Origin of the sequence: Streptomyces sp. NPDC001530, from assembly GCF_042894545.1 — a bacterium.
Taxonomy (GTDB): domain Bacteria; phylum Actinomycetota; class Actinomycetes; order Streptomycetales; family Streptomycetaceae; genus Streptomyces.
This window is the reverse complement of sequence record NZ_JBIAVS010000003.1, coordinates 41,201-60,241: the sequence shown is the minus strand read 5'-3', so window position 1 is coordinate 60,241 and position 19,041 is coordinate 41,201. Positions and strand designations below refer to the sequence as shown.

At 69.3% G+C, this 19,041-nt stretch carries 32 protein-coding genes; 5 read left to right on the top strand and 27 right to left on the bottom strand.

Annotated elements, in window-relative coordinates:
- Positions 1-26: 26 nt before the first annotated feature.
- From ACFY0T_RS05785 to ACFY0T_RS05715, 15 genes are all read right to left on the bottom strand, one after another.
- On the bottom strand, positions 27-443 hold the full coding sequence (locus ACFY0T_RS05785) for a hypothetical protein (RefSeq protein ID WP_388864939.1): 417 nt from the start codon (positions 441-443) through the stop codon (positions 27-29).
- Positions 444-478: 35 nt separating this feature from the next.
- Entirely contained in the window at positions 479-1,045 is a 567-nt protein-coding gene (locus ACFY0T_RS05780) for a hypothetical protein (RefSeq protein ID WP_388864938.1), read from the bottom strand.
- Positions 1,046-1,048: 3 nt separating this feature from the next.
- Complete coding sequence (locus ACFY0T_RS05775) at positions 1,049-1,228, bottom strand: hypothetical protein (protein WP_388864936.1); 180 nt, start codon at positions 1,226-1,228, stop codon at positions 1,049-1,051.
- Positions 1,225-1,449, bottom strand: coding sequence for a hypothetical protein (locus ACFY0T_RS05770; RefSeq protein WP_388864934.1), 225 nt, complete (start codon positions 1,447-1,449; stop codon positions 1,225-1,227). Before ACFY0T_RS05770 ends, ACFY0T_RS05775 begins: the two co-directional genes overlap by 4 nt.
- On the bottom strand, positions 1,446-1,895 hold the full coding sequence (locus tag ACFY0T_RS05765) for a hypothetical protein (RefSeq protein ID WP_388864933.1): 450 nt from the start codon (positions 1,893-1,895) through the stop codon (positions 1,446-1,448). The genes ACFY0T_RS05770 and ACFY0T_RS05765 overlap by 4 nt, the downstream gene beginning before the upstream one ends.
- Complete coding sequence (locus ACFY0T_RS05760) at positions 1,892-2,263, bottom strand: hypothetical protein (RefSeq protein ID WP_388864931.1); 372 nt, start codon at positions 2,261-2,263, stop codon at positions 1,892-1,894. The genes ACFY0T_RS05765 and ACFY0T_RS05760 overlap by 4 nt, the downstream gene beginning before the upstream one ends.
- Positions 2,264-2,335: 72 nt before the next feature.
- Positions 2,336-2,665 carry a hypothetical protein gene (locus ACFY0T_RS05755; protein WP_388864929.1) on the bottom strand — a complete coding sequence of 110 codons (330 nt, stop codon included), beginning with the start codon at positions 2,663-2,665 and terminating at the stop codon, positions 2,336-2,338.
- A complete protein-coding gene (locus tag ACFY0T_RS05750; protein WP_388864927.1) occupies positions 2,659-3,123 on the bottom strand; it encodes a hypothetical protein in 465 nt (154 codons plus the stop codon). The genes ACFY0T_RS05755 and ACFY0T_RS05750 overlap by 7 nt, the downstream gene beginning before the upstream one ends.
- A 1-nt stretch (position 3,124) precedes the next feature.
- A complete protein-coding gene (locus ACFY0T_RS05745) occupies positions 3,125-3,505 on the bottom strand; it encodes an SAP domain-containing protein (protein WP_388864926.1) in 381 nt (126 codons plus the stop codon).
- 83 nt (positions 3,506-3,588) lie between these two features.
- On the bottom strand, positions 3,589-4,530 hold the full coding sequence (locus ACFY0T_RS05740; protein ID WP_388864924.1) for a phage major capsid protein: 942 nt from the start codon (positions 4,528-4,530) through the stop codon (positions 3,589-3,591).
- A 111-nt stretch (positions 4,531-4,641) separates the two neighbouring features.
- Positions 4,642-5,376, bottom strand: a complete 735-nt coding sequence (locus ACFY0T_RS05735) for a hypothetical protein (RefSeq protein WP_388864922.1) — start codon at positions 5,374-5,376, stop codon at positions 4,642-4,644.
- Between the two features lie 11 nt (positions 5,377-5,387).
- Positions 5,388-6,392, bottom strand: coding sequence for a hypothetical protein (locus tag ACFY0T_RS05730; protein WP_388864920.1), 1,005 nt, complete (start codon positions 6,390-6,392; stop codon positions 5,388-5,390).
- The gene (locus tag ACFY0T_RS05725) at positions 6,392-7,909 is read right to left on the bottom strand and encodes a hypothetical protein (protein WP_388864919.1); all 1,518 of its coding nucleotides are present in this window, start codon (positions 7,907-7,909) and stop codon (positions 6,392-6,394) included. The genes ACFY0T_RS05730 and ACFY0T_RS05725 overlap by 1 nt, the downstream gene beginning before the upstream one ends.
- Before the next feature lie 4 nt (positions 7,910-7,913).
- The gene (locus ACFY0T_RS05720) at positions 7,914-9,494 is read right to left on the bottom strand and encodes a hypothetical protein (RefSeq protein WP_388864917.1); all 1,581 of its coding nucleotides are present in this window, start codon (positions 9,492-9,494) and stop codon (positions 7,914-7,916) included.
- Positions 9,491-10,114: a hypothetical protein gene (locus ACFY0T_RS05715; RefSeq protein WP_388864915.1), complete on the bottom strand. Its 624-nt coding sequence runs from the start codon at positions 10,112-10,114 to the stop codon at positions 9,491-9,493. The genes ACFY0T_RS05720 and ACFY0T_RS05715 overlap by 4 nt, the downstream gene beginning before the upstream one ends.
- 152 nt (positions 10,115-10,266) lie before the next feature.
- Between ACFY0T_RS05715 and ACFY0T_RS05710 the strand changes: the two genes are divergently transcribed.
- A complete protein-coding gene (locus tag ACFY0T_RS05710) occupies positions 10,267-10,461 on the top strand; it encodes a hypothetical protein (RefSeq protein WP_388864913.1) in 195 nt (64 codons plus the stop codon).
- Between the two features lie 97 nt (positions 10,462-10,558).
- Complete coding sequence (locus ACFY0T_RS05705) at positions 10,559-10,741, top strand: hypothetical protein (RefSeq protein WP_388864911.1); 183 nt, start codon at positions 10,559-10,561, stop codon at positions 10,739-10,741.
- A gap of 58 nt (positions 10,742-10,799) precedes the next feature.
- Here ACFY0T_RS05705 and ACFY0T_RS05700 read toward each other — a convergent pair whose 3' ends face one another.
- From ACFY0T_RS05700 to ACFY0T_RS05680, 5 genes are all read right to left on the bottom strand, one after another.
- Entirely contained in the window at positions 10,800-11,021 is a 222-nt protein-coding gene (locus ACFY0T_RS05700) for a hypothetical protein (RefSeq protein WP_388864909.1), read from the bottom strand.
- Entirely contained in the window at positions 11,018-11,203 is a 186-nt protein-coding gene (locus ACFY0T_RS05695) for a hypothetical protein (RefSeq protein ID WP_388864907.1), read from the bottom strand. The genes ACFY0T_RS05700 and ACFY0T_RS05695 overlap by 4 nt, the downstream gene beginning before the upstream one ends.
- A 2-nt stretch (positions 11,204-11,205) precedes the next feature.
- On the bottom strand, positions 11,206-11,364 hold the full coding sequence (locus ACFY0T_RS05690) for a hypothetical protein (protein WP_388864905.1): 159 nt from the start codon (positions 11,362-11,364) through the stop codon (positions 11,206-11,208).
- Positions 11,361-11,684 (bottom strand): hypothetical protein, encoded by a 324-nt coding sequence (locus ACFY0T_RS05685; RefSeq protein WP_388864903.1) that lies wholly within the window; start codon positions 11,682-11,684, stop codon positions 11,361-11,363. The genes ACFY0T_RS05690 and ACFY0T_RS05685 overlap by 4 nt, the downstream gene beginning before the upstream one ends.
- Positions 11,685-11,750: 66 nt before the next feature.
- Positions 11,751-12,149, bottom strand: coding sequence for a hypothetical protein (locus ACFY0T_RS05680; RefSeq protein ID WP_388864901.1), 399 nt, complete (start codon positions 12,147-12,149; stop codon positions 11,751-11,753).
- Between the two features lie 124 nt (positions 12,150-12,273).
- On the opposite strand from ACFY0T_RS05680, the gene ACFY0T_RS05675 reads away from it, so the two are divergent.
- Genes ACFY0T_RS05675 through ACFY0T_RS05665 form a run of 3 tightly spaced genes read left to right on the top strand, consistent with a single transcriptional unit; the run spans position 12,274 to position 13,179 of the window.
- Positions 12,274-12,498: a hypothetical protein gene (locus ACFY0T_RS05675; RefSeq protein WP_388864899.1), complete on the top strand. Its 225-nt coding sequence runs from the start codon at positions 12,274-12,276 to the stop codon at positions 12,496-12,498.
- Complete coding sequence (locus tag ACFY0T_RS05670) at positions 12,495-12,932, top strand: endonuclease domain-containing protein (protein WP_388864897.1); 438 nt, start codon at positions 12,495-12,497, stop codon at positions 12,930-12,932. The genes ACFY0T_RS05675 and ACFY0T_RS05670 overlap by 4 nt, the downstream gene beginning before the upstream one ends.
- A 52-nt stretch (positions 12,933-12,984) precedes the next feature.
- The gene (locus ACFY0T_RS05665; protein WP_388864895.1) at positions 12,985-13,179 is read left to right on the top strand and encodes a hypothetical protein; all 195 of its coding nucleotides are present in this window, start codon (positions 12,985-12,987) and stop codon (positions 13,177-13,179) included.
- A gap of 3 nt (positions 13,180-13,182) precedes the next feature.
- Here ACFY0T_RS05665 and ACFY0T_RS05660 read toward each other — a convergent pair whose 3' ends face one another.
- From ACFY0T_RS05660 to ACFY0T_RS05630, 7 genes are all read right to left on the bottom strand, one after another.
- Complete coding sequence (locus ACFY0T_RS05660; protein ID WP_388864893.1) at positions 13,183-13,542, bottom strand: hypothetical protein; 360 nt, start codon at positions 13,540-13,542, stop codon at positions 13,183-13,185.
- A gap of 133 nt (positions 13,543-13,675) precedes the next feature.
- Positions 13,676-13,861: a hypothetical protein gene (locus ACFY0T_RS05655; protein WP_388864891.1), complete on the bottom strand. Its 186-nt coding sequence runs from the start codon at positions 13,859-13,861 to the stop codon at positions 13,676-13,678.
- 16 nt (positions 13,862-13,877) lie between these two features.
- Complete coding sequence (locus ACFY0T_RS05650) at positions 13,878-14,402, bottom strand: hypothetical protein (protein ID WP_388864889.1); 525 nt, start codon at positions 14,400-14,402, stop codon at positions 13,878-13,880.
- A gap of 31 nt (positions 14,403-14,433) precedes the next feature.
- The gene (locus ACFY0T_RS05645; protein WP_388864887.1) at positions 14,434-15,891 is read right to left on the bottom strand and encodes a transfer protein; all 1,458 of its coding nucleotides are present in this window, start codon (positions 15,889-15,891) and stop codon (positions 14,434-14,436) included.
- Positions 15,888-16,679 carry a hypothetical protein gene (locus ACFY0T_RS05640; protein WP_388864885.1) on the bottom strand — a complete coding sequence of 264 codons (792 nt, stop codon included), beginning with the start codon at positions 16,677-16,679 and terminating at the stop codon, positions 15,888-15,890. The genes ACFY0T_RS05645 and ACFY0T_RS05640 overlap by 4 nt, the downstream gene beginning before the upstream one ends.
- Positions 16,680-16,698: 19 nt before the next feature.
- Positions 16,699-17,127, bottom strand: a complete 429-nt coding sequence (locus ACFY0T_RS05635) for a hypothetical protein (RefSeq protein ID WP_388864884.1) — start codon at positions 17,125-17,127, stop codon at positions 16,699-16,701.
- A 4-nt stretch (positions 17,128-17,131) separates the two neighbouring features.
- Positions 17,132-18,997: a hypothetical protein gene (locus ACFY0T_RS05630; protein WP_388864882.1), complete on the bottom strand. Its 1,866-nt coding sequence runs from the start codon at positions 18,995-18,997 to the stop codon at positions 17,132-17,134.
- Between the last annotated feature and the right edge of the window lie 44 nt (positions 18,998-19,041).

Here is a 19,041-nt window from a genome sequence, read left to right as displayed (position 1 = left end):
CCCGTACAGCCAGTCGTGCAGGCTCGTCAGCCACGCCGGACTGCTTTTCCCCCCTTCTCCTCCTGCTTGCCGAGGGCGAGCCGGATGATGATGTCGACGATCTTCCCTAGCTGGTCTTCCTTCAGCGCCTTGGACTGCTCCAGCGCCATGTACGCGTCCTCACCCAGCACGCGAATCAGGAGCGGGGCGGTCGCCAGTTCATGCCCGACCTCGGCAGCGTGCCGCAGGTATTGCAGGGCCACGCCCCGCGGGATCTCCTTGGGGATCGTGTACTCGTCGTCGCCGATGAAGAAGAGCGGGACCCGCTCCTCTTCGATGTCGTCGTCGGCGTCGATGTGGATCGGCTCGAAGTCCAGGTCGACGCTTCCGTTGACGGGCTTGGCCGCGGCCTTCTTGCGGGCTGCAGTCGCCTGGCGGGTACGGGCGGGGGTGGTGGGTGCCATGGGTGGTGCTCCTCGATGCGTGCAGGCGGGTTGGGCTAGCTGGTCTGGTCGACCACGTGGATGGGGGCGATGGACGCGGACACGTAGTGGCCGGAGAACTTGACCCCGAACAAGGTCTGCTTGTCCTTCGTGTAGCCCATCTCCACCGCGTCCGTGGACAGGGTCTTGCGGACGATGACGCGCCGGTTGAACGCGCTCGTGCCGGGCGCCCAGCCGTCGAACAGCAGCGCCTTGTAGGTGGGCTGGGTCGCACTGGATGCGAAGGCCGGCTCGAAGCTGGCGTAGCCGGCGCCCGACGCGGACGTGCCGCCGTTGAGGGAGAGCGACAGGTTGGTGAGGGTGACCTCGGCCATCGACGTCTCGAGGGTGAAGTCACGCTTCGTCAGCCGGGAGCCGACACGGTCGACGACCTGGTCGACCTCCAGCTCCGTGTAGGACTGGTCGACGGTCAGCTTGACACCGTCCTGGGTGCCGCCGACGTCCGTCCACGACGATGCGGCCGGGGTGGTGTTGACGGCGGTGTCGAGCGGCTCGGTGGCGCCGAAAGCTCCGCTGTAGAGCGTCGCCGGGCCCTGAACGAGGTTGGTGGTGGTGACGCTCAACGGTCAGCCCTCCTTGGTGGTGGCCGACGGGGCGGCCTTCTTGGTGGTGGCCGGTGCTGCTGCCGCGGCCTGCTCGGAGTAGTCGACGAGGACGAGGCCCTGCCGGGTGAGGTCGGTGTATTCGGCGTCCTCGACCTCGAGGATGACGCCGGGCTGCATGGTGGTGGTGATGCGATGGGTCACCGGAACTGCTCCTTGGTCAAGGGCCACGTCACTGAGGCGAGCTGGGGGTGGAAGCGGATCTCGAGGGTCTGCTCGGGCGGGATGTCGCGGGGGCAGGGGATGACGCGGACGTCCCCGGTAACCAGGAACTCCATCTCGGCCCGGTCGCCGTGGACGAGGACCTTGCCGTTCCAGGTGAGGAGGTCCCGGCTGATGGCGCCTTGGAGTGCGTAGCGGCTCATGACGGCACCTCCACCCACGCGAGGGCGATGCCCGGGATGTTGTAGCGGGCGTAGGACGACGGGTCATCCGGGACGCGCCGCGGCTCGCCGGTGCAGTACGCGGACCGGACCAGAACGTCCGGGTAGCCCGTCGGGAGGGTGACCCGCTGCGGGATGGTGGGGTGGTCCCAGCATGCCGCCTGAATCGCTTCGGCCAGAGTGGCGGCCTTGTTCCATGGCGGCTTCTGGCTGCCAGGGTTGAATGCCCAGCAGTCCGCGGACATGACGGGCTCGCGGAGCGGGACGTAGATGTTCGGCGAGCCGCCGACGGTGTCCGTCGTGACGAAACCCGAGGCGGCCCACGTGCTGTTGTCCTTCGGTAGCGTGGTGGCCACGCGGTCGCCGACGACGGTCTTGAGCCAGGCAATCGTGACGAGTTCGTTCGTGGCGCGCAGCAGGAGGCTCATCCGGTCCTCCGCTGGTACAGGGCCGGCCGGAGGTACGGCTGAGGCTGGGTGCCGGGGTGGTTGACCTTGCGCACGGGGTGATCGGCGCCGGGCCAGTGCAGGGCCTTCTTGTTCTTCGGCAAGATGACGTGCGGCGGCGTGCCGAGTTCGACGTCGGAGGCGTAGTTGCAGTCGAGGGATCCGACGCGCAGAACCTTGTCGTGGACCTCCGCTCGCAGCGAATCCCGTAGGCGGCCGGTGCGCTTGGGTACGAGGTGCTGGGCGTCGCCGAGGATGGCGCGGCCGATGACTTCCTCGAGCCACCGGTTGATGGCGGCGTCGACGTGCGTGCGTGCGGATGGGTCGATCCGCATGCGGGATCGCGCCATGGCCGCCCTCCTCTCCGGTGGGTGGTCTCGTGCTGGCCTGCCTGGTCTCCCCGGGCGTGTGGCCGTGTTCGGTTAGGTGGTGCGCCGCAGGTCGAGCCGCAGGTCTGCGGCTACGGCTGCGGAGTTCATGGCGGAGACGGCGTCGACGATGTAGATGTCGCCGGTGCGCTCATCCCGGAGGCGGTCCTGGTCGGTGATGTCGGTGCCTGCGGTGACGCGGCCGACGGTGTAGCGGACGACGCGGGGCGTCGGGTCGTCGCGGGTGGTGACCCGGCGGGTCTGCTCGACCAGCGACACGGGGATGCCGGTGTGCACAGGGGTGTCGGTGTCGACTTCGTCGCCGTAGCCGTCCGTCGAGGTGCCGCGGAGCACGGTCACGGTGGTGGTGGCGCGGGCTAGCACGGTCCACCGTCCGAGCCGAGCGCCTGCCATCGAGGATCGTTGTCGTCCTCGATCGCCGATGTGAAGTTCAGGGTGCGGGGGATCATGCCGCCAGGGAGGCGGCGGCCGACGCGCAGCGGGCGGATCCGCTTCCACGACAGGCGGTCGATGCACCGCGTCGCCAACGGCGCCAGGATCCCCGCGTTGGCGTGCAGCCATGTAGCCGACACCTGATCCTGCGACACCGACGTGGTGTCCATGCTGGTGAAAGCGTCCGGGTGCTGGGTGATCCATGCGGCCTGGTAGGAGACGGCGAGCTTGAGGAGCCGCAGGTTCTTGGCGCTGATGGCCCCGCCGTCGGAGGCGTCCTCCGTCGTGTCGGCGAACAATTCGACGACGGCCTGCGCCTGCTCTACCTGCGCTCCTGTGACGGTGAGGCCGGTGTAGGTGGTGACGTCGCTGGTGGTGGCCCACGGCATGTCAGGTCACCTGCCTGACGGACACCTCATACACCCACCGGCCGTCGACGGTGGCCGCGAGCCGGGCGTCACCGCGCGGCGTGTGGCCGGCTTCGGTGGCGGCCCGGATGGTGGCCTGCCGGTAGGCGAGGTGGGTTTCCTCGTCAGGCCCGCCGGGCTCGGCCTCAAAGTCCTGCCGGAAGGCGCGGGGGCCCGCCGGGGCACTGGCCGGCGCTGGCGCGGGGACGGCCTCGTCGACCGGGGCATCCCCGGCAGAGCTGTCGGGGGCGGCGTCGCGGTCGGTGAGGCGCTGGATGAGGTCGGCGCGGGCGCGCGCGGTGCCGAGGCCGCGGCGCACACTCTCGGCCCGCAGCTCCTGCACGCTCATCTGCTCGTAGTCCACAACGCCCTCATCTCGTGGTTCGGGTTCACCGGTGCCGCCGGGGTGGCACCCACCAATCCCCGACGGCAGTCCGAGAGGTCCGGCTAGTCGGTGATGCGCTCGAGGGCGGACCAGGCGTTCTCGTTTCCGACGCCGAAGCCCTTGCGGACGCGGAACTTGACGGCGGTGTCGTCGGTGGTGTCCTGGGCGCGGGCCTGGTCGACGAGGGACTCGGGCACGCTGCGGTCGCCGCGCTTGAGGTACTGGCGGTTTCCGAAGAACAGCAGGTCGTTGCCCGCGGGGCTGCCGCTGTTGGTTGCGGAGACCTTGCAGCCGCGGGACCAGGCGATCGGCACGTCGAAGAGGCTGTCCGGGGTTCCGGCGGTGCCCTGGATGAAGATCGGGCGTCCCTGTCCGTCGGTGCACAGACGGAGTGCGTCACGCCAGCCGGGGGCGGCGATGACGAGGGAGTCGGCGAGGGACCAGAACTTGCCGGTCTCGACCTTCTTGAAGGTGGAGGAGAGCTTCTCGTACAGCGAGTTGCCGCCGCCGGACGCCGGGAAGCTGACGTTGTCGTCGTCCCACGTCGAGTAGTTCGCGTCGGCCGTGTAGCTGGTGGCGCTGTTGGTGGTCCGCAGCGACTTGTACAGCGACGTGAAGGGGACGGTGGTGCCGTTCTCCGTACCCGACACGGCGAGGCAGGCGTTGTCGAACGTGTCCGCGTAGGAGATCGCCCAGTCGAGACCCTTGGTCTTGATGGTGTCGATGACGGAGTCTGCGTCGGCCAGGTCGTCCTCGTCGACCACGAACTGGGAGAGGAAGCGGCGCGCGGTGAGCGTGATGTAGTCGTTGGCGGTCGCGTCGGGGGTGTACGTCGTACCGGCCGAGACGGTGAGGCCGCCGGAGCGCAGGATGCGCTTCGTCGAAGACTTCATGGCGTGCGGCCGGGCGTAGCGCTCGATCGCGGAGTCCATCTGGACTCGGGTGATGACTTCGGAGTCCCACTCGATCGGGATCCAGTTGTCGATGATGTCGGTGCTGGCCACGATGGGCACTCCAGGAGGGCGAGGGGCTCACAGCCCGCACGAATGGTGGGTGCCCTACCTGGGCGAACTGTGAGCGTCCCGCTCGGTCCTGCCGCGCACCGGAGTGCGCTGTCAGCCGCGAAGTGCCCGCTGCGCGAGGGTCTCGGCCCATCCCTTGGGCTCCGGCTTCGGCGCGGGCTTGTCAGCCGCGTCCACCTTAGCTGCCGGTACACCATTCTGGCCAGAACCACCAGCCCCATTGGACGAAGTGGCAGAGCGGGTGCGCTTGAAGAACTCCGGCCACTCCTGCTTGATCGCGTCGATCTGCTCGGACAGACCGGTGATCTCCCCTTCGTCGATGTCCACGTCATCGAGGTCGATCAGTTTCATCAGCGAGTTGAGGCGCTGCCCGTTCCAACCCGCCTCGGCGAGCGCAGAGTTGACGCCCGTGACGAGCGCCTTCGTCTTGCGCAGCCCGCGCAGCTCGGCCTCGGCGGTCGCCTTCTCGATCTGCCGCTTCACCTCGGCGGCACTCGGCCCCTGCGGCTGGTCGTCCTTGACCGCGGCGGGCTCCGGCTCGGGCTCGTCGGGCTCGATCTTGTTGCCGGTCTTCGGGTCGATTCCGTGCTGGCGCAGGTACTTGCGGCGGGCTGCGGCCTCGGCGTCGGCCTTCCGCTTGCCCTCGATGAGCTTCTCGTACTCATCGCGGGTCGGGGGCGTCCAGTCGTCGGCGGCTGTGTCGTCCGGCTCGGGCTCGACGGTGACCGCCGTGTCGTCGGCCGGGGCCGGGTCGTCGCCGCCGTCGGCGTAGCAGACGAACAGGTCACGGTACGGGTGCGTCCAGCCGGGCAGGGTGATGGGTGCCATGCGTTTCTCCTTCAACTGCGGCCGGCCGCGGTCGCGGTGGCCTGTCGCCGGACGCGCGCGGACAGGCCGCGCCGTGCCAGCAGTGCTCGGGCCGCCCTGCGGCGGGCGGCATGTGATTCGGTGGGGCGCCCGCGGCCGGCGGCGATACTGCGCCACGCCTGGTCGCGGAGAAGCTCGGGGAGGCTGCCGGGCCCGGTGCCCCAGTCGGGCATCCAGGGGACGAGCCGGCAGCGGCATGCGGGGTGCAGGGGCGGCCCTTCGATGGCCGCCTTGAGGGTGCTGCGTGAATGCGGGTCCATGGACAGGCCGCCGGGGAAGTGGCCGTCGCGGTCGGTGAGATGTCCGGCGTAGGCGAGGCAGCGCACGCAGGCGTCGGGCTCGGCAACCCACAGGCCGCGCGCCCCGAGCTGCTGGGCGACCTGTGCGGCGCCGTCGTTTACGGCGCGGTGCACAGCCCAGGCGACGGTCTGCCGCACGAGCGTCGCCGCCCGCTTGGCCGCGGCCAGAGCGAGGACGACGCCCCGCCAGCCGCTGCCCGAGATCGTGCGCGGGGCCAGCAGACGGGCGGCGAGGCGGAGTTGCTCGGTGACCACATCCGTGAGTCCGCGCGCCGCATCCAGTGCCGCCTCCGGCACGTCCACACCGGGCACGCCGATGTCGTCACCGGACGCGCGGCGGGCGAAGTCCACGGCATGCCGCGCACCCATCCCCGCCGCGTCCGCCAGAGCCCCCTCCAGTACCCGGCGTGAGCGTCGCCCCAGCCCGCTGGCCGCGCGGTCGACGTCCGCCCGCAGGCCTGCCAACAGACGCGCCAGCATCAGCCCGCCCCCTATGACGGCGAGCGCCCCGAACGCGGCCACCCACGCAGCCAGCGCAACCGCCACCAGCCCTGCCAGGGCACCACCCGCGCCGCCGTCAGCCTCTTCCGCGGTCTGCTCCTCCAGCGCGGCAGCCTCGTCGGCCTGTTGCTGCTGGACGAGGTCGGCGAGCTGCTGCGGTGTGGCGACGGCGGCCATCAGCGGTTGGCCTCCGCATCTCCGAGCGTCTCCGCGGCGCCGAGCACGCCGTCGAGGAGGGCGGTGACCTGCTCCGTGGAGATGGCGCCCAACTGGACGCCGGTGCCCAATGCCTGTACGGCGTTGCCGAGGGAGGTGAGCAGGTCGACGCGGCGCTGCAGTTCGGCGTCGTCGTCGAGGGTGGACAGCCAAGCCTCGACCATCTCAGGCGGGCAGCCGGCTTCGATGAGGGCGCGTTCGCGCGGCACACCGGCGTCGATCTTCGCCTGGACGGTGGCCCAGCCTTCGGTGTCGTCGCGGTAGTCGGCGGGCTGCCAGCGCACGCTGACGGTCACGTCGTCGTAGCCGAGGAGGCGCAGCGCGAACTCGAACGCGTCCTGGTGGGTTGCCCCGAACGACCGCTGCCGTGCCTGCACGCGGGCGGTGAGCGCGGCCCGGGCCTCCCGCCGCGCCTCCCCACTGATCGCATCCCCGGTCGAGTCGAACTCCTGGAACGGCGTCGACGTGACCTGGGCCATCGCCTTGACGTACCGGTCGAACGGCGCGAGATACACCTGCGGATCCGCCGCGGCGAACTGGCCGACACCCTTCAGGCCTTGCAGCATCCACATCTCGCCCGGATCATTGCGCAACTGGGACGGGTTGAGGGGCGACTCAGGGTCGGCGTCGATGTCCTCAGGGCGTTCGGGGTCGAAGTCGGACTGCATGCCGGACTGGTCGACGGCCGGGTCGATGAGCCCGTACCGCTGCGGCAGGCTCTGGAAGTCGACGGTGGCAAGATGCCCGAGCACGATCTTGTTAATGGCGGACTGCGGACCGTAGGCGGCATAGTGCTCAGGCCTGCCGTAGGGGCGCCCCGTCCTGTAGTGGAAGAACGGGATCTCACCCCACGGGTTCGGCAGTATGGCGTCCTGCTCGTCGCCCGTGTACGGCGCCCACTTGTCCTGCTTGCCTGAGTGCTTGCCCTCCCAGGCCCAGCGCTCGATGCGGTCCGCGTACCAGAGGTCGGCGCGAATGACCTGGGTCTTCCCGCTCCCGATGCACCACGATTTGATCGCGAGCTTCTTCTGGAGCGGGTTCTCTGCGTCGTAGATGACGCGGACCGTGCCGGGCCCGTTGACGAACATGTCGACGCCCGCGGGCTCGCCGTCTTCGCCCAGGTCGGGCCACACCATCAGGTAGGCGTCGCCCTGCGAGCAGGCCCGCACGTGTAGGCCGGGGAGTTCCTCGTCGAGCTCGTTCCGCTTGATCAGGTCGGCGATCTCGGCATCCGCGCCCTCGTCGTCCGCGGTGATCGCCGTAATGTGCAGGCGGTCAGTGACCGCGGTGACGGGAATCCGCGCGAAGTTGATCTCATCCAGCTCGTCGAGGTTGGACTTGGCGAGCATCCGCGCGACCTTGTCCGACGCGAAGATCTCATCCACGTCGCCGTCGAAGTAGGCCTCCGCCTTCGCATACGCCGGCCGCGCATCGCACAGCTCGTGGTAGGCGTAGACAAGATCCTCGGTACCCGCCATCAATTCACCTCGGGCTCACAGAGCGGACCGCAGCCCGCGGCTTGGACGGGGGCTTCAGGAACCGCAGGACCGCATTGCCGACGGTGTCGACGAGGTCGTCGTTGGGGGCCTTGGGGAAGGCGACCATCTGCTCCTCGAGCGCGGGCAGCGGCTCGGCGTGCATCACGCGGGCGGGGATCAGCTGGTAAAGGTTGAGGAGCCGCTCGGCGCGCGTCTCCTTCTTCTCGCTGTTGCTGAACGTGACGACCTTGACGGGCAGGTCGTGGAAGACCTCTAGCCACAGGTCACCGCCCTGGTTCGACTCGACGAGGATCGCGCCGATCTCGGGGAAGCTCTCGAGGATCTGCAGGACGCGGGCACGGAGCGGCTTGCCCTTCAACTTCACGGCCTGCGCGAACTTCACCAGGCAGCGCGCCGGGTGCGTGCTGTTGGCGGGCGCCCAGCCGACGACGGACAGGCCGGTGAAGTCCGAGGTCTTCTTCGTGGTAACAGCGCCGTCGACGGACAGGTAGGTGCGGGCGGTTGGGAACGCGCCGTAGGTGAAGTCGTCCTCGGACCAGTAGGCGCCGTCCGCGGCCATCGGATCGTTGAGGTAGTTCTTGCGGTAGCTGCGGGTGTGCTCGATCTGCTTGAGGAAGGAGAGCGGCCACTTCGACGGCCACATGGACCGCTCACGGCCGAAGTCGTCAGCGATGACCGGCAGGTGGTGGTGGACGCGGAACTGCTGCTCCCCCACCCACGCGTTGCCTTCGGTGCGCTCCCCCTTGCCCCACTTCACCAGCTGATGCGTAATGCTGCCCGGCATCGTTACGGTGCCGCTGAGGACCACCCTCGCGTAGATGTTGAGGGGCAGGATCGCGTCCGTGACGGTCTTCAGCCGCTTGTCCGCCTGGTAGGCGCTGTAGCTGGACTCGTCCGGCTCCACATCGTCTAGCAGCAAGAGGTCCGGGCGCCGCTCCCCCACCTTCATGCCGAGGGAGCTGGAGTCGATGCCCTTTGCCGCGAACACGAACCCGTTCTGCCGGATGACCATGTGTTTGGCGTCGGACTCGGATGCGCCGGACGGGCGCCGGCCCGCGGTGCAGAGTTTCGGGAAGTCCCTTCGCAGGGCGGCGTTCTCGTCGACTTCCTTGCGGAACGTGCCGAGATGCATTTCGGCCTGTGGTCCGGAGTCGGCGAACACGGCGGCGAACTTGACGTGCCCGTGAGCGGCGGCCCACAGCGGCAGGATGAACAGCATCCACGTGCTCTTGCCGGTATCCCGGGGGGCGAGGAACGCGTCCCGCTGCTCCATCGGCGCGGCCGGCGGGATGGCCCATTGTCGGGCGAGGCGCACCCATTCCAGGTGGGCGTCGGCGAACGTGACGCGCCCTTCTGGGTCGCGGAGGTGATGCAGGCAGTAGAGGACGGCGAAGAGGAGCGGGTCTAGACGTGTGGCTTCGATGCGGGCGTCGCGGTATTGAGGGCTGCCATCGAGGAGGCGCACGTCGATGCTGGCGACCCAGGCGGGGAAGTCGAACGTGTCGGCGTTCGCCGCCTCGTCATACGGGTCAGCGATGCGCGGGTGGTCGACGGCCGTGGTCACTCGCCCGGCTCCCGCTGCGCGCGCAGCCCTTCGGCAACGTTAGCGTTCTTCGCCCGCATCTCTGCGACCATCTCCTGCAGTTCGATGTCCTGCTGGGTGGTCTCCGTGACCGTCGCCTCCACCTTCGTCGGGGCGTCGAGGCCGAGGAGGCGTCGGATGGATTCGCTGGTCTTGCGGCGGGACTCTTCGATGCGGTTGAGGCGGTCGACGGCCTGCAGGACGAAGGTGTCGTCCTCGACGGTTTCTTCCTCGCCGCTGTCGGGGTTGACGGCCTTGATGACGCGCCCGTTGTTGACGGTGATGTGCTTGCGCGCCATGACCGTGCGGACGGATTCCTCCATGTTATGAAGGCGCTCCAATGCGGCTTCGAGGCGGGCGAGTTCGAGGGACCGGTACTCCTCCACGCGCGGGTCGACACGGCGTTGGGCTTCTTCCCGGACGAGGTCGCGGGCGGTGCTCCAGGGAACGCGGACGCCTCCGGTCGGCCCGTCAGGTGCAGCAGTGATCGCTTCGATATCCCGGAAGCTGTGGCCGTCGCGCTTGAGGTCGAAGACGATCGCGGCACGCTCGGCCTTCTCGGCCGGGTTCTTCCGCTTGTACGGGTTGGGTCCGCCAGCCATGCCCGCACTCCCCTCACTGCCGTCGATTTTTCAGGATTACACCACCTGCACCTTTGAATCGTAGGACATCGGCGCGCATTAGTCGCTAACTCCCCTACCTCAACCCTGGTCGCGGGCGCACCATTGAAGGCAACCGCGACAAGGGAGCAGCGATGGTCTCCGCCCGAGGTGGCCGCTACGGCTTCGTCTACCGCTCACGCCAGGACACGTACCGCGCGCTACGACGCAAGGGCGCCAGTAAGTCGAAGGCGGCGAGGATCAGCAACGCCGGCCGGACGTTCCCGCAGCGTTCCGTCATGGCGCGGAAAGCCGCGAAGACCCGCCGGGCCCGCGGCCGTCGGCGGTAGCATCCCGCCACCGCGCACGCCGGGGGTGCGTGCACCAAGCTGGGGGGATGCGATGGGGGTTCGACTCGGGGGCGGCATTGGCCCGTTGAGTGTGTCGATGTCGCCGGGGAGATCTACAGCCGGGTTCTTCGGTCTGTGCGTCAAGGCGATCGTCGGCATGTTCGTACTGATGTGGTGGATGCTCCACGCCGGCTACTGGATCCTGCGGGCCGTGTATTGGGAGGCACCGCGGGCGGGCTACCGGTGGTGGCAGCGGCACCAGGCGGCGTCTCCGCGCTGACGGCGCGACGAAGGTCCCGCCCCAGATTGTGGGGGCGGGACCTTCGTCGTGCGGGGGGTCAGGTGTCGCGTTCCACGGCGCGCCGGCATCCACGGCATTCAGTGATCGTCCCGAGGGTGTAGCCGGAGGCGAGGTAGCCAGTCTTCCCGCAGGCGGCTTCGAGCAGGTCCCACCAGCGTTCGTCGTCGGGCCGACGGGTGCGATGCCAGGTGCGGCCGTTGACGAAGCGGACGCGGTGGATCGGGAACTCGTCGGCGATCGTCGGGGCCGGGGCGCTCATCGGGCAGTCGCGTCACTGTTCTCGGCGGTGGTCGGGTAGTTCACCGCGCAGAAGAGGTTCTTGCTGGCGTGGGTGCATTCGCCGGACAGGCATCGGCGGGACCGGTAGCGCGTGCAGCGGCCGGTCTCGTGGTCGCAGCGGCCCTTGCGGCAGTCGGCAGGCAGGTACGGGTAGTCGTTCACGGTCATTCCTCGTCTCGGTCATACATGTCATCCCAGTAGCGGTCGTCGTACCGGGCTGCGATGTGCGGGTCGTCTTCCCAGTCGCGGGCTGGGGGTTCGGCGAGCGGAATGTCGGGGGCCGCATGCGGGACCGGGATCGGGGACGGCGGGCGGGCGATCACGGCTGGTCCTCCTTGAGGATTCCGGCGAGCCAGTCGTCTCCATCAACGAATTCCGGGCGACGCTCACGCCACCAGGTCAGCGCCTCGTTGAGATTCCGCTCGTGCCACTCGCTCCATCCGTGCATTTGGATGTTCCACCGCCAGGACTCACGGACGGACTCGTAGGACTCGCGGCTGAGGTCGTGCCCGGATGTGGCGTCGATGTCGTCGAGGTTCCGACCCAGGGCGATGCATAGGGCGATCCGGGCGTCGTTCATGGAGGTGCGCTGCTCAACACCCTCGACCGTCTTCAGCGTGTCCCGCTGGCGCGCGACCCGCATGATGCGCAGGCGGGCTTCCTTGATCGGGCGGGCGGCCCGGTTTGTCTGCTGCGCCGCGAAGTTGGTCTAGGCGGCCTCCGCGTAAGCCGCCTGGAAGAAGGCGGGCTGGGCGAGGTGCTTGGTCTGCTTGTAGCTGGCGAGTCCGACGTAGAGGGCGATGTCGAACGGGTTGTAGGCGTGGACGTGGATCCACTTGCCGGTGGTGCGGTGCTGCACCCAGACGCGGACGGGGTCGGTGTCGTTGGCGGCGATGTAGGCCTTCTTGACGTGGCGGCCGTACCAGGACTGGTAGCCGTCCTTGAGGTCTGCGGCGCCGAGCCGGTCGAGGATGTCGCCGGTGCGGACGAGGGCGCCAGTGTCGAGGAGGACCGCGATGTGGCCGCTGATTGCCCGGTAGCGGAGCGCCTTGGGGGCGGTGCGGGCGGCGGCCTGGGTGCGGCGACGAATCTTGGCGGTGGCGATCATCGGGTCCCCCTTGTTCTTGGTGCTCCCCTTGTTCGGGGTGTGACTACACCGTATGCCTACTCAGATCGCGTGTCAACAGAGTTGGCACATTGCATCCGCCTACTGCAATGGCATACTGAAAGACATGGACACCCCCATGACGGATGAAGAGAAGATCGCCGAAATGGCCAAGCGCACCCAGCGCATGGCGGACGACAAGGCGTGGATTTTCAAGACGATCCCCGAGGTCTTCCCCGAGAAGCACGGCGGCGAGCAGGTGCGCGGCCGACTCACCGCCGTCGTTAAGGCCACAGGCTTCACGCGCGAGTACGTTGCCCGCATCCGAGACGGGAAGGTCAAGCCCTCTTGAGCACACGCGCAGCCGAGGCTGCGTTCCGGAGGGCCCAGAACCGGCACTCAAAGTCCGGCAACCCTTGCCACCACTTCACGTACCACCGACTCACCTGTGACGAGTACGACGGGCTGCAAACTCGCGCCGGTGGGTGCTGCGAGATCTGCCGGACGCCCGCCCTAGCGACCGGTGGGCGGCGGCTCGTTGTGGATCACTTCGAATCAACGCACCCCTATCTCCGGATCATTCGAGGGATGCTCTGCGATGCCTGCAACTCCGCCATGTCCTGCCTCGACGGAACCAAGAGATGGGGGTCCAACCGAAGCGAGCTGGAACCCAGGGCGCGCGAGTATCAAGCGAGAGTCCTACGGGATCTCCCCCTGGCCCAACTCGCCCTGATTGAGCGCGTGCAGGAACGGCGTGGACAGCTAGTTGCCGCACCCCGCCCGTAGCGCTTCCCGGATTCCGCCCCGTCTCCCCCACCCCCGCGGGCACACTGCCCATATGGCGATCCGGGTGGGCGTGCAGGCGGACAGTCAGGACGAGTGCGCGGAAGGCCTCGCCCTGCTGGTGGATGCCGGGTTCGTGCCGGTGATGCTGCCGAAGCTGCTAACGGATAGGCGGTGGATGGCCCGCGCAGTGCCTGCACCCACGACGAAGGCCCCGGTCGATGACCGGGGCCCTGGCGTTTCCGGCTAGCGGCTACGGCTGGTCGAGAGTGCTTTCGAGCATCTTGTTCTTGTCGAAGTTGCCGTCGTCGTCGAGCCAGCCGAGATCGCCCATGGCCGCGTTGAGGACGAGCACGTCATAGTCGTCGTCTTTCACGTCCTTGCATGCGGACGGCTTGCCTTTCCCGTTGGCCTTGTACTGGGCGGCGAGTGCCTTCTGGCAGTCCTTGACGATGTCGTCGTAGGACGGGCGGCTGAGCCAGTAGGCCGTCCCGCCGATGGCGAGGGCGACTGCGACGACGGCGGCCACGATCAGGTTGCGGCGCCTCTTCGCGGGCGGCTTAGGCGCGGGCGTGGGCGGGGTGTTGGGCATCGGCGGCAGGTCGTTCGTCATGGTCCCCCCAGGACTGTGTGGAGTCGGGATGCTATCGGCGGATGAGGCTGATGGAGTCCGGGTTGCCGGATGTTCCACCGGTTCGAGCGGGCGCCCCCGACCGGATGCGGCCGGGGGCGCGGTGGTGGCGCGGTCAGAGCGCCGAGTCGAACGTGATCGGCTTGACGGGCCGCCGCCCCGGCACATCGGTGATCCGTCCCGCAGCCCGGACTGCGACAGCCCCGAGCGGGTCGATGGCGGCGAGCGGCGTGTGCGGGCGGCGGACGGGGCGCGGGGCGACCGAATGGTGCGTCGCCGGGGTGATGGGGAGGTTCTTCATGGGGCTGAGTGTCCTCTCAGGGCTTGTTGATCGTCTTGGCCCACACGGCGCGGGTGTTGGTGGTGTGGTGCTCGTGATACTCCGGCCCGTTGTGGTTGTGCACGTCGGGCATGGCGGCCCGCTTGGCCTTGCCGATGAGGCAGCCGAGAGCGGTGAGCACCATGGCCGTACCGGCGAACGGGGCGATGATGATCCACGCGAACCGCTCGAGGCCGGGGACGCTGACCATCGACAGGCCCTTGAAGGCCAGCCAGGCCGCGCAGCCAAGACCGGTCGCTCCGGCTCCGACACCGATAGAAGCGACAGCAATACCGACTGCCCACTGGGGCGCGATCCGCGTGTCGGGCTGCGGGACGGGCGGGGTGTCGCCGATGCGCGCGCCGTCCTTGTGACTGGGCAGGTCCGGGTTGTCGTAGCTGGTCGGCGTCTCGATCTCGTCGATGGCGGCCATCAGACGGCGGACGGTCTCGCGGTCGGCGGACGTTGGGGTGGCCTGCCCGGCCGCGGGGGCGGTGGGCTTCGGCTCGGGCAGGACGGACATGGGGGTCGGCTCTCCTTCGGTTGCGTGCGGGCTAGTTGGTGATGCGCTCGTAGATGCCGCCACCGGAGGTGGTGACGTGGCCCTTCTTGCCGAGGGCGGTGAGGACGTTGCTGACGCTGCCTGCCGACAGTTCCGGGCCACCGTCGCCGTTGACCTTGGCGATGAGGTCCTGCTTCTGCAGTGGGCCGTCTTCGAGGGCGCGCAGGATGCGGGCGGCCGCGGTCAGTTTCGGAGCTGACGGCTTTGCGGGGGGCGCGCCGACAGGCATGCGGAGACCGGCGGTCGTGGCAGGCGTGGCGCTTGCCTCGCCTTGGTCTTCGCCTCGGAGCTTGGCGATGAGGTGGGCCGGGATGTGGGGACGTGCGGCATAGGCCTCGCCGGCCGCGTCGTGGGATTCCTCTTCGAGGCGCGGGGGCTCGCCGGGTCCGTAGAGGGCGAGGATTTCCGGGTCGAGGCCGGGGACGGGTGTCTTGCTGCCGACTCGGAAGTGCCGCATGGGTGCGGTGGGCCGGTCGGAGCCGAGGATGTAGGCGGTGCCTGCGGTGGATCCGGGTGCTGTCTCGGATTCCTCGTCGGGGGTGAAGCGGGAGCGCAGCTGCGGTGGCCCGCTGCGCTTGGGGATCGGGGCGAGCTGGGTACCCGGCGGGAGGAGGCCGTCGGAGACGAGGGACTGCATCATGCTGGACGACCAGCGCAGCAGGGTGACCGAGCCTTCCTTGAGCATCGCGCGCAGAGTGTCGGAGCCGCCGAGCTCATCGATGTGGCCGGCCTGCGCGGCGATGTTGATGCCGACTCCGACGGAACGTCCGGTGCGGCCGACTTCCTTGACGAGGTAGGCGCCAAGGTCGCGGTAGGGGGCGCCCTTCTCCAGGAGCCGGTTGGCTTCGTCGATGTGGCCGACGAGGAGCGGGTCGGGATCGTTGATGGCGAAGTAGCTGCGGCCGAGCGCCTCGTAGCGGTGAGTGCGTTCCTCGATGACCGCAACGAGGGCCAGCAGCATCAGAATGGATCCCTCCTGGGTGGTGACGTGCCAGTCCACGTTGCCTTTGGCCTCGGGCACGGACTGGCCGCCCTTGAGATCGGCGAGCCACGACACGATGCCGGAGCGCTTCTCTGCGGCGAGGCGCAGTTGCAGGGCGCGGGACTTGCCGGCGCCGGTGGTGCCGAACACTGCGGAGCGCTGGGCGCCGGAGCCAGGCTCGTAGAGGCGTTCGCGAGCTGGCCGTCCGTCGTGGTAGAGGCCCTTGGTGATGTAGCCGTCGGCGTCCATGACGAGGTCTTCGGGCCGGGCCGCGGGGATGTTGGCGAGCGGCGGCTCCTTGTAGATGGTGATGAGGGCGCGGGTGAGGCCGTCGGTTTCGACGGCGAGGCAGGCGGGGTCCAGGACGCCGAGGGCGGAGCAGAGGTTGCGCAGGTTGTAGTTGATGACGTCACCGGCGGGGACTTGTACTTCGAGTTCGACGACGTCGATGTCGGCGGGCGCGGTCATGCGATCTCTCCGGTCTTGGTGGAGCCGCGGCGGATCTTGACGAGGATGGAGCCGGGCATGGCCTTGGGTGCGACGAGGCCAGCCCACGCCTGGTGAACGTCGGCGTGCTGGCTGGCCCCTTCGGGGCTGGCGACGGTGAGCTGCCTGCGGCCCGCCCCGCGCCCTTTGACGGGGCTGATTTTGATGAGCTCGGCGGGGATGTCCATGAGGGCGGACAGGCCGTCGGTGGGGATGTCGGGCACGGGCTTGCCGCCGGGGGCGACGATCTCGGCGCGGAAGTCGCGGGCTCCGTGAACGCGCGGGTTTTCGAGGTGGCTGCCGGGGGCGTAGCCGCCGTCGCAGGCAACGTTGCGCTCCCAGAAGTTGATGAGCTGCTGTTCGGCGGTGCGGGCCACGAGGAGCGTCTGCGCGGCCGAGGCGGGTCGGACGGTCGAGGCGGCGTAGCGGGCGGGCCGCACATACCAGACCCCGACCACCCACACCCCGGCTGCAACGGGCTCCCACCAGCGGATGCCTTCGGTGCGTGTGAACACAGCCATCTCGGCGAGGAGGAGGACCGCGGGGGTGCAGTAGACGGCGGTGACAGCACCGGCCATCTCGGTACGCCAGGGCCGGGCGAGCAGCGCGCCCAGCACGGTGGCGCCGATGATCCAGGGCGCGGTGACGGTGAGGGCCTGCGACGTGTAGAGGGATGCGGTGAGGGCGGCCGTCCCGGCGAGGGTGGCGGCGCGTCCGGCCCAGTTGCGGGCCCGCTGGATTTCAGTGCGGATGGCGGGCAGGTTGATCACGGGTTCCTCCTCTCAGAGGTCAGCGGTTGCTGTAGAAGCTGCGGTCAGCCATCGGGACGGGCATGGCGTTGGCGGTGGCAGCTACGGGCCCGTAGTCGGCCTGGTGGTCGTCGGATGCCTGCTGGAAGAGGGTGGACATTTCCAGGGCGGCGGCCTCCATGGAGCGGGCGTGGGCGAGCGCGGACCGCATCACCGTGGCGGCCTGGTGGTGTTCGCCGACGGTGTCGGCGTCGACGTTGAGCGAGGCGGCGGTTTCGGCGAGCTGGTCGACGTTGGAGGCGCAGTCTTCGACGTAGCCGAACGTGGAGTTGGCGAGGCCTGCGAGGTGGCGCAGCTGCATTCCTGCGGCGGCGAGCTGGACGACGAGGATGGTGAAGCGGACGCCTTCGGCGATGACGCTTCCGGCGGCGGCCAAGACGCCTTTGGTGGCGGGCACAACATCTGACATCGGGTTACTCCTGGTGGTATTCGGCTTCGGCCGGGGCGGCATGGCCCATGTCGGCGGTGACGTCGGCGAGGGGCTTGTGGCGTGCGGCGGCGTTGGCGCCGGCGACGGCAATGGCTTCGGAGGATCCGGGCAGCGCGGCGGCCAAGGCCTGGGCAGCGGCGCGGACTTCAGCGGACTTCTCCATCAGCCGGTTCACGCGGCCGAGGAGCAGACCTGGAATCTTCAGCTCCTGGATCTTCATGGCCAGGACTTCGAGGCGCTCGTCCATCACCTCGGTGGCCACCGCGACCTGCTGGGCTTCGTCGACGCGGGCCAGGATTTCGCTGGCCGCGTCGGCGTCGGCCTCGATGAGGTCGTAGATGGTGAGCTCGGAGTCGGCGGACGGCTGGTGCAGGAGCACGGGCGGCGGAGCCGAGGGGCTGACGGGTGCGGGCATGGGCTGGGGTCCTTTCGTGCCGGTGGCGCCGGTCGCAGGCGGTAGGGCGGGGCGCGGAGGTGCGATAGCGGCGGCCGGCTGAGAGGTGGCGGGCGGGTCGTCGCGGGTGAGGGTGACGGTGTACTCGTTGCGCATCCCGGGCGGCGGCGTGAAGCCGCCGGGGCGGGTCCGGGTTCCGCCAGTGGGGCGTGTTCCGGTCTTGGTGTTGGTGCGATGCCAGCGGGCCCGCCGCGTCCACCGGAAGCCCGGCTTCGAGGACGGCTTTTTCCGGCTTCTGGTCTTGCCGGGGTTCGAGCTGGAGGGGCCGCCGCCGGTCTTGGGGGCGAACCAGATGGGTGGTGTGGTGTTCCTGCGGCGCCACCTCAGGCGGCGTGACGTGGCGGCGGGCGAGTTGGTCGGCTTGGGGTTTCCGGCCGGGCCGGTGGTGCTGGCTTTGCCTGGCTTCTTCTGCTTGGGGGTTGTCCAGAAGAACGGCTTCACGTTGTCCTTCCTGGCGCGCTTCTGCCTCTTCTTCCAGCGGCGGGCAGCGGCCCTCTGGGCGTCCTTCTTCAGCGCCTGGGCGAGTGTCGTGCGGCCGGGGCCCTGCTTCTTCAGCGCGCCCCCGCCGTTGCCCTTCTTGAGCGAGGCGGCTTTGGCGGCCTTGTCGCGCCGCTTCGCGCGGACGTCAGCGCTACCCGGCCCCTTCCGGGACCTCTTCGGGGACGAACCGCCGCCGCGGCCCGCGTCGCCCCGGCCGGGCTTGCGGTTCCGCTGCTGGCGCGGGCCGCGGGGCGCCTTCCCGCCCGAGCGCTTCCCGGTTCCACCAGTGGGCGACGTCGCGCTCTTGCGCCCGCCCGCGCCCTTCGCCGACGGCCCCTTGCCTGCCTTCGTGCCGCCCGACTTCCCCAGGCCTGTACCGGAGCGGAACGTCGCCGGCACCTTGCTGCGGCCCGAACCGCCAGAACGGCCGCCAGAACCACCAGCGCCGGAGCCCGACTTGCGGGTCGTTTTGCCGCCGAACTCCGGCCCGGACGGCACCCGCTTCGGCGAACCCGAGTTGCCGCCGCCAGAACCGTTCTTGGCTGCCGCCTTCTCGGCGATGGCGCGGTGGTGGTCGCGGCGCGCCTTCAGCCACGCCACCAGGTGGTAGCTGCCGCGCAGGGCGGCCACCGAGATGGCGGCCAGGGTGAGTAGCGAAAGGGCTGCCAGGTCGCGGCCCGCGCCCGACCCCGGGTCCACGCCCAGCATCGGGGAACGGGCAGTATCCGGTTCCGGGATGGCGGGCAGCGGCGCAGAGACCGGGGCGATCCGGCCGCTGGCCAATTGGGGGAACGTCAGGGCACCGTCGGCTCCCCCGCCCTGCGGGACAGGGTCGGCTTGAGGGCTGAAGAAGGACGGGCGGAGACCGACCCGGGGCAGGTGCAGCACGTTGGAGTCGCTGTCATCGCCGGACATCGGGCCTCCTCTCTGGTGTTGACGGAAAGTGACGGGATCGGGCA

What these genes read in the sequence shown, in the direction of transcription:
- ACFY0T_RS05785 (WP_388864939.1), bottom strand. Translation starts at nt 443, where the DNA reads ATGGCACCCACCACCCCCGCCCGTACCCGCCAGGCGACTGCAGCCCGC.
- ACFY0T_RS05770 (WP_388864934.1), bottom strand. Translation starts at nt 1,449, where the DNA reads ATGAGCCGCTACGCACTCCAAGGCGCCATCAGCCGGGACCTCCTCACC.
- ACFY0T_RS05765 (WP_388864933.1), bottom strand. Translation starts at nt 1,895, where the DNA reads ATGAGCCTCCTGCTGCGCGCCACGAACGAACTCGTCACGATTGCCTGG.
- ACFY0T_RS05760 (WP_388864931.1), bottom strand. Translation starts at nt 2,263, where the DNA reads ATGGCGCGATCCCGCATGCGGATCGACCCATCCGCACGCACGCACGTC.
- ACFY0T_RS05750 (WP_388864927.1), bottom strand. Translation starts at nt 3,123, where the DNA reads ATGCCGTGGGCCACCACCAGCGACGTCACCACCTACACCGGCCTCACC.
- ACFY0T_RS05735 (WP_388864922.1), bottom strand. Translation starts at nt 5,376, where the DNA reads ATGGCACCCATCACCCTGCCCGGCTGGACGCACCCGTACCGTGACCTG.
- ACFY0T_RS05730 (WP_388864920.1), bottom strand. Translation starts at nt 6,392, where the DNA reads ATGGCCGCCGTCGCCACACCGCAGCAGCTCGCCGACCTCGTCCAGCAG.
- ACFY0T_RS05725 (WP_388864919.1), bottom strand. Translation starts at nt 7,909, where the DNA reads ATGGCGGGTACCGAGGATCTTGTCTACGCCTACCACGAGCTGTGCGAT.
- ACFY0T_RS05715 (WP_388864915.1), bottom strand. Translation starts at nt 10,114, where the DNA reads ATGGCTGGCGGACCCAACCCGTACAAGCGGAAGAACCCGGCCGAGAAG.
- ACFY0T_RS05710 (WP_388864913.1), top strand. Translation starts at nt 10,267, where the DNA reads ATGGTCTCCGCCCGAGGTGGCCGCTACGGCTTCGTCTACCGCTCACGC.
- ACFY0T_RS05705 (WP_388864911.1), top strand. Translation starts at nt 10,559, where the DNA reads ATGTCGCCGGGGAGATCTACAGCCGGGTTCTTCGGTCTGTGCGTCAAG.
- ACFY0T_RS05700 (WP_388864909.1), bottom strand. Translation starts at nt 11,021, where the DNA reads ATGAGCGCCCCGGCCCCGACGATCGCCGACGAGTTCCCGATCCACCGC.
- ACFY0T_RS05685 (WP_388864903.1), bottom strand. Translation starts at nt 11,684, where the DNA reads ATGCGGGTCGCGCGCCAGCGGGACACGCTGAAGACGGTCGAGGGTGTT.
- ACFY0T_RS05680 (WP_388864901.1), bottom strand. Translation starts at nt 12,149, where the DNA reads ATGATCGCCACCGCCAAGATTCGTCGCCGCACCCAGGCCGCCGCCCGC.
- ACFY0T_RS05675 (WP_388864899.1), top strand. Translation starts at nt 12,274, where the DNA reads ATGGACACCCCCATGACGGATGAAGAGAAGATCGCCGAAATGGCCAAG.
- ACFY0T_RS05665 (WP_388864895.1), top strand. Translation starts at nt 12,985, where the DNA reads ATGGCGATCCGGGTGGGCGTGCAGGCGGACAGTCAGGACGAGTGCGCG.
- ACFY0T_RS05660 (WP_388864893.1), bottom strand. Translation starts at nt 13,542, where the DNA reads ATGACGAACGACCTGCCGCCGATGCCCAACACCCCGCCCACGCCCGCG.
- ACFY0T_RS05655 (WP_388864891.1), bottom strand. Translation starts at nt 13,861, where the DNA reads ATGAAGAACCTCCCCATCACCCCGGCGACGCACCATTCGGTCGCCCCG.
- ACFY0T_RS05650 (WP_388864889.1), bottom strand. Translation starts at nt 14,402, where the DNA reads ATGTCCGTCCTGCCCGAGCCGAAGCCCACCGCCCCCGCGGCCGGGCAG.
- ACFY0T_RS05645 (WP_388864887.1), bottom strand. Translation starts at nt 15,891, where the DNA reads ATGACCGCGCCCGCCGACATCGACGTCGTCGAACTCGAAGTACAAGTC.
- ACFY0T_RS05635 (WP_388864884.1), bottom strand. Translation starts at nt 17,127, where the DNA reads ATGTCAGATGTTGTGCCCGCCACCAAAGGCGTCTTGGCCGCCGCCGGA.
- ACFY0T_RS05630 (WP_388864882.1), bottom strand. Translation starts at nt 18,997, where the DNA reads ATGTCCGGCGATGACAGCGACTCCAACGTGCTGCACCTGCCCCGGGTC.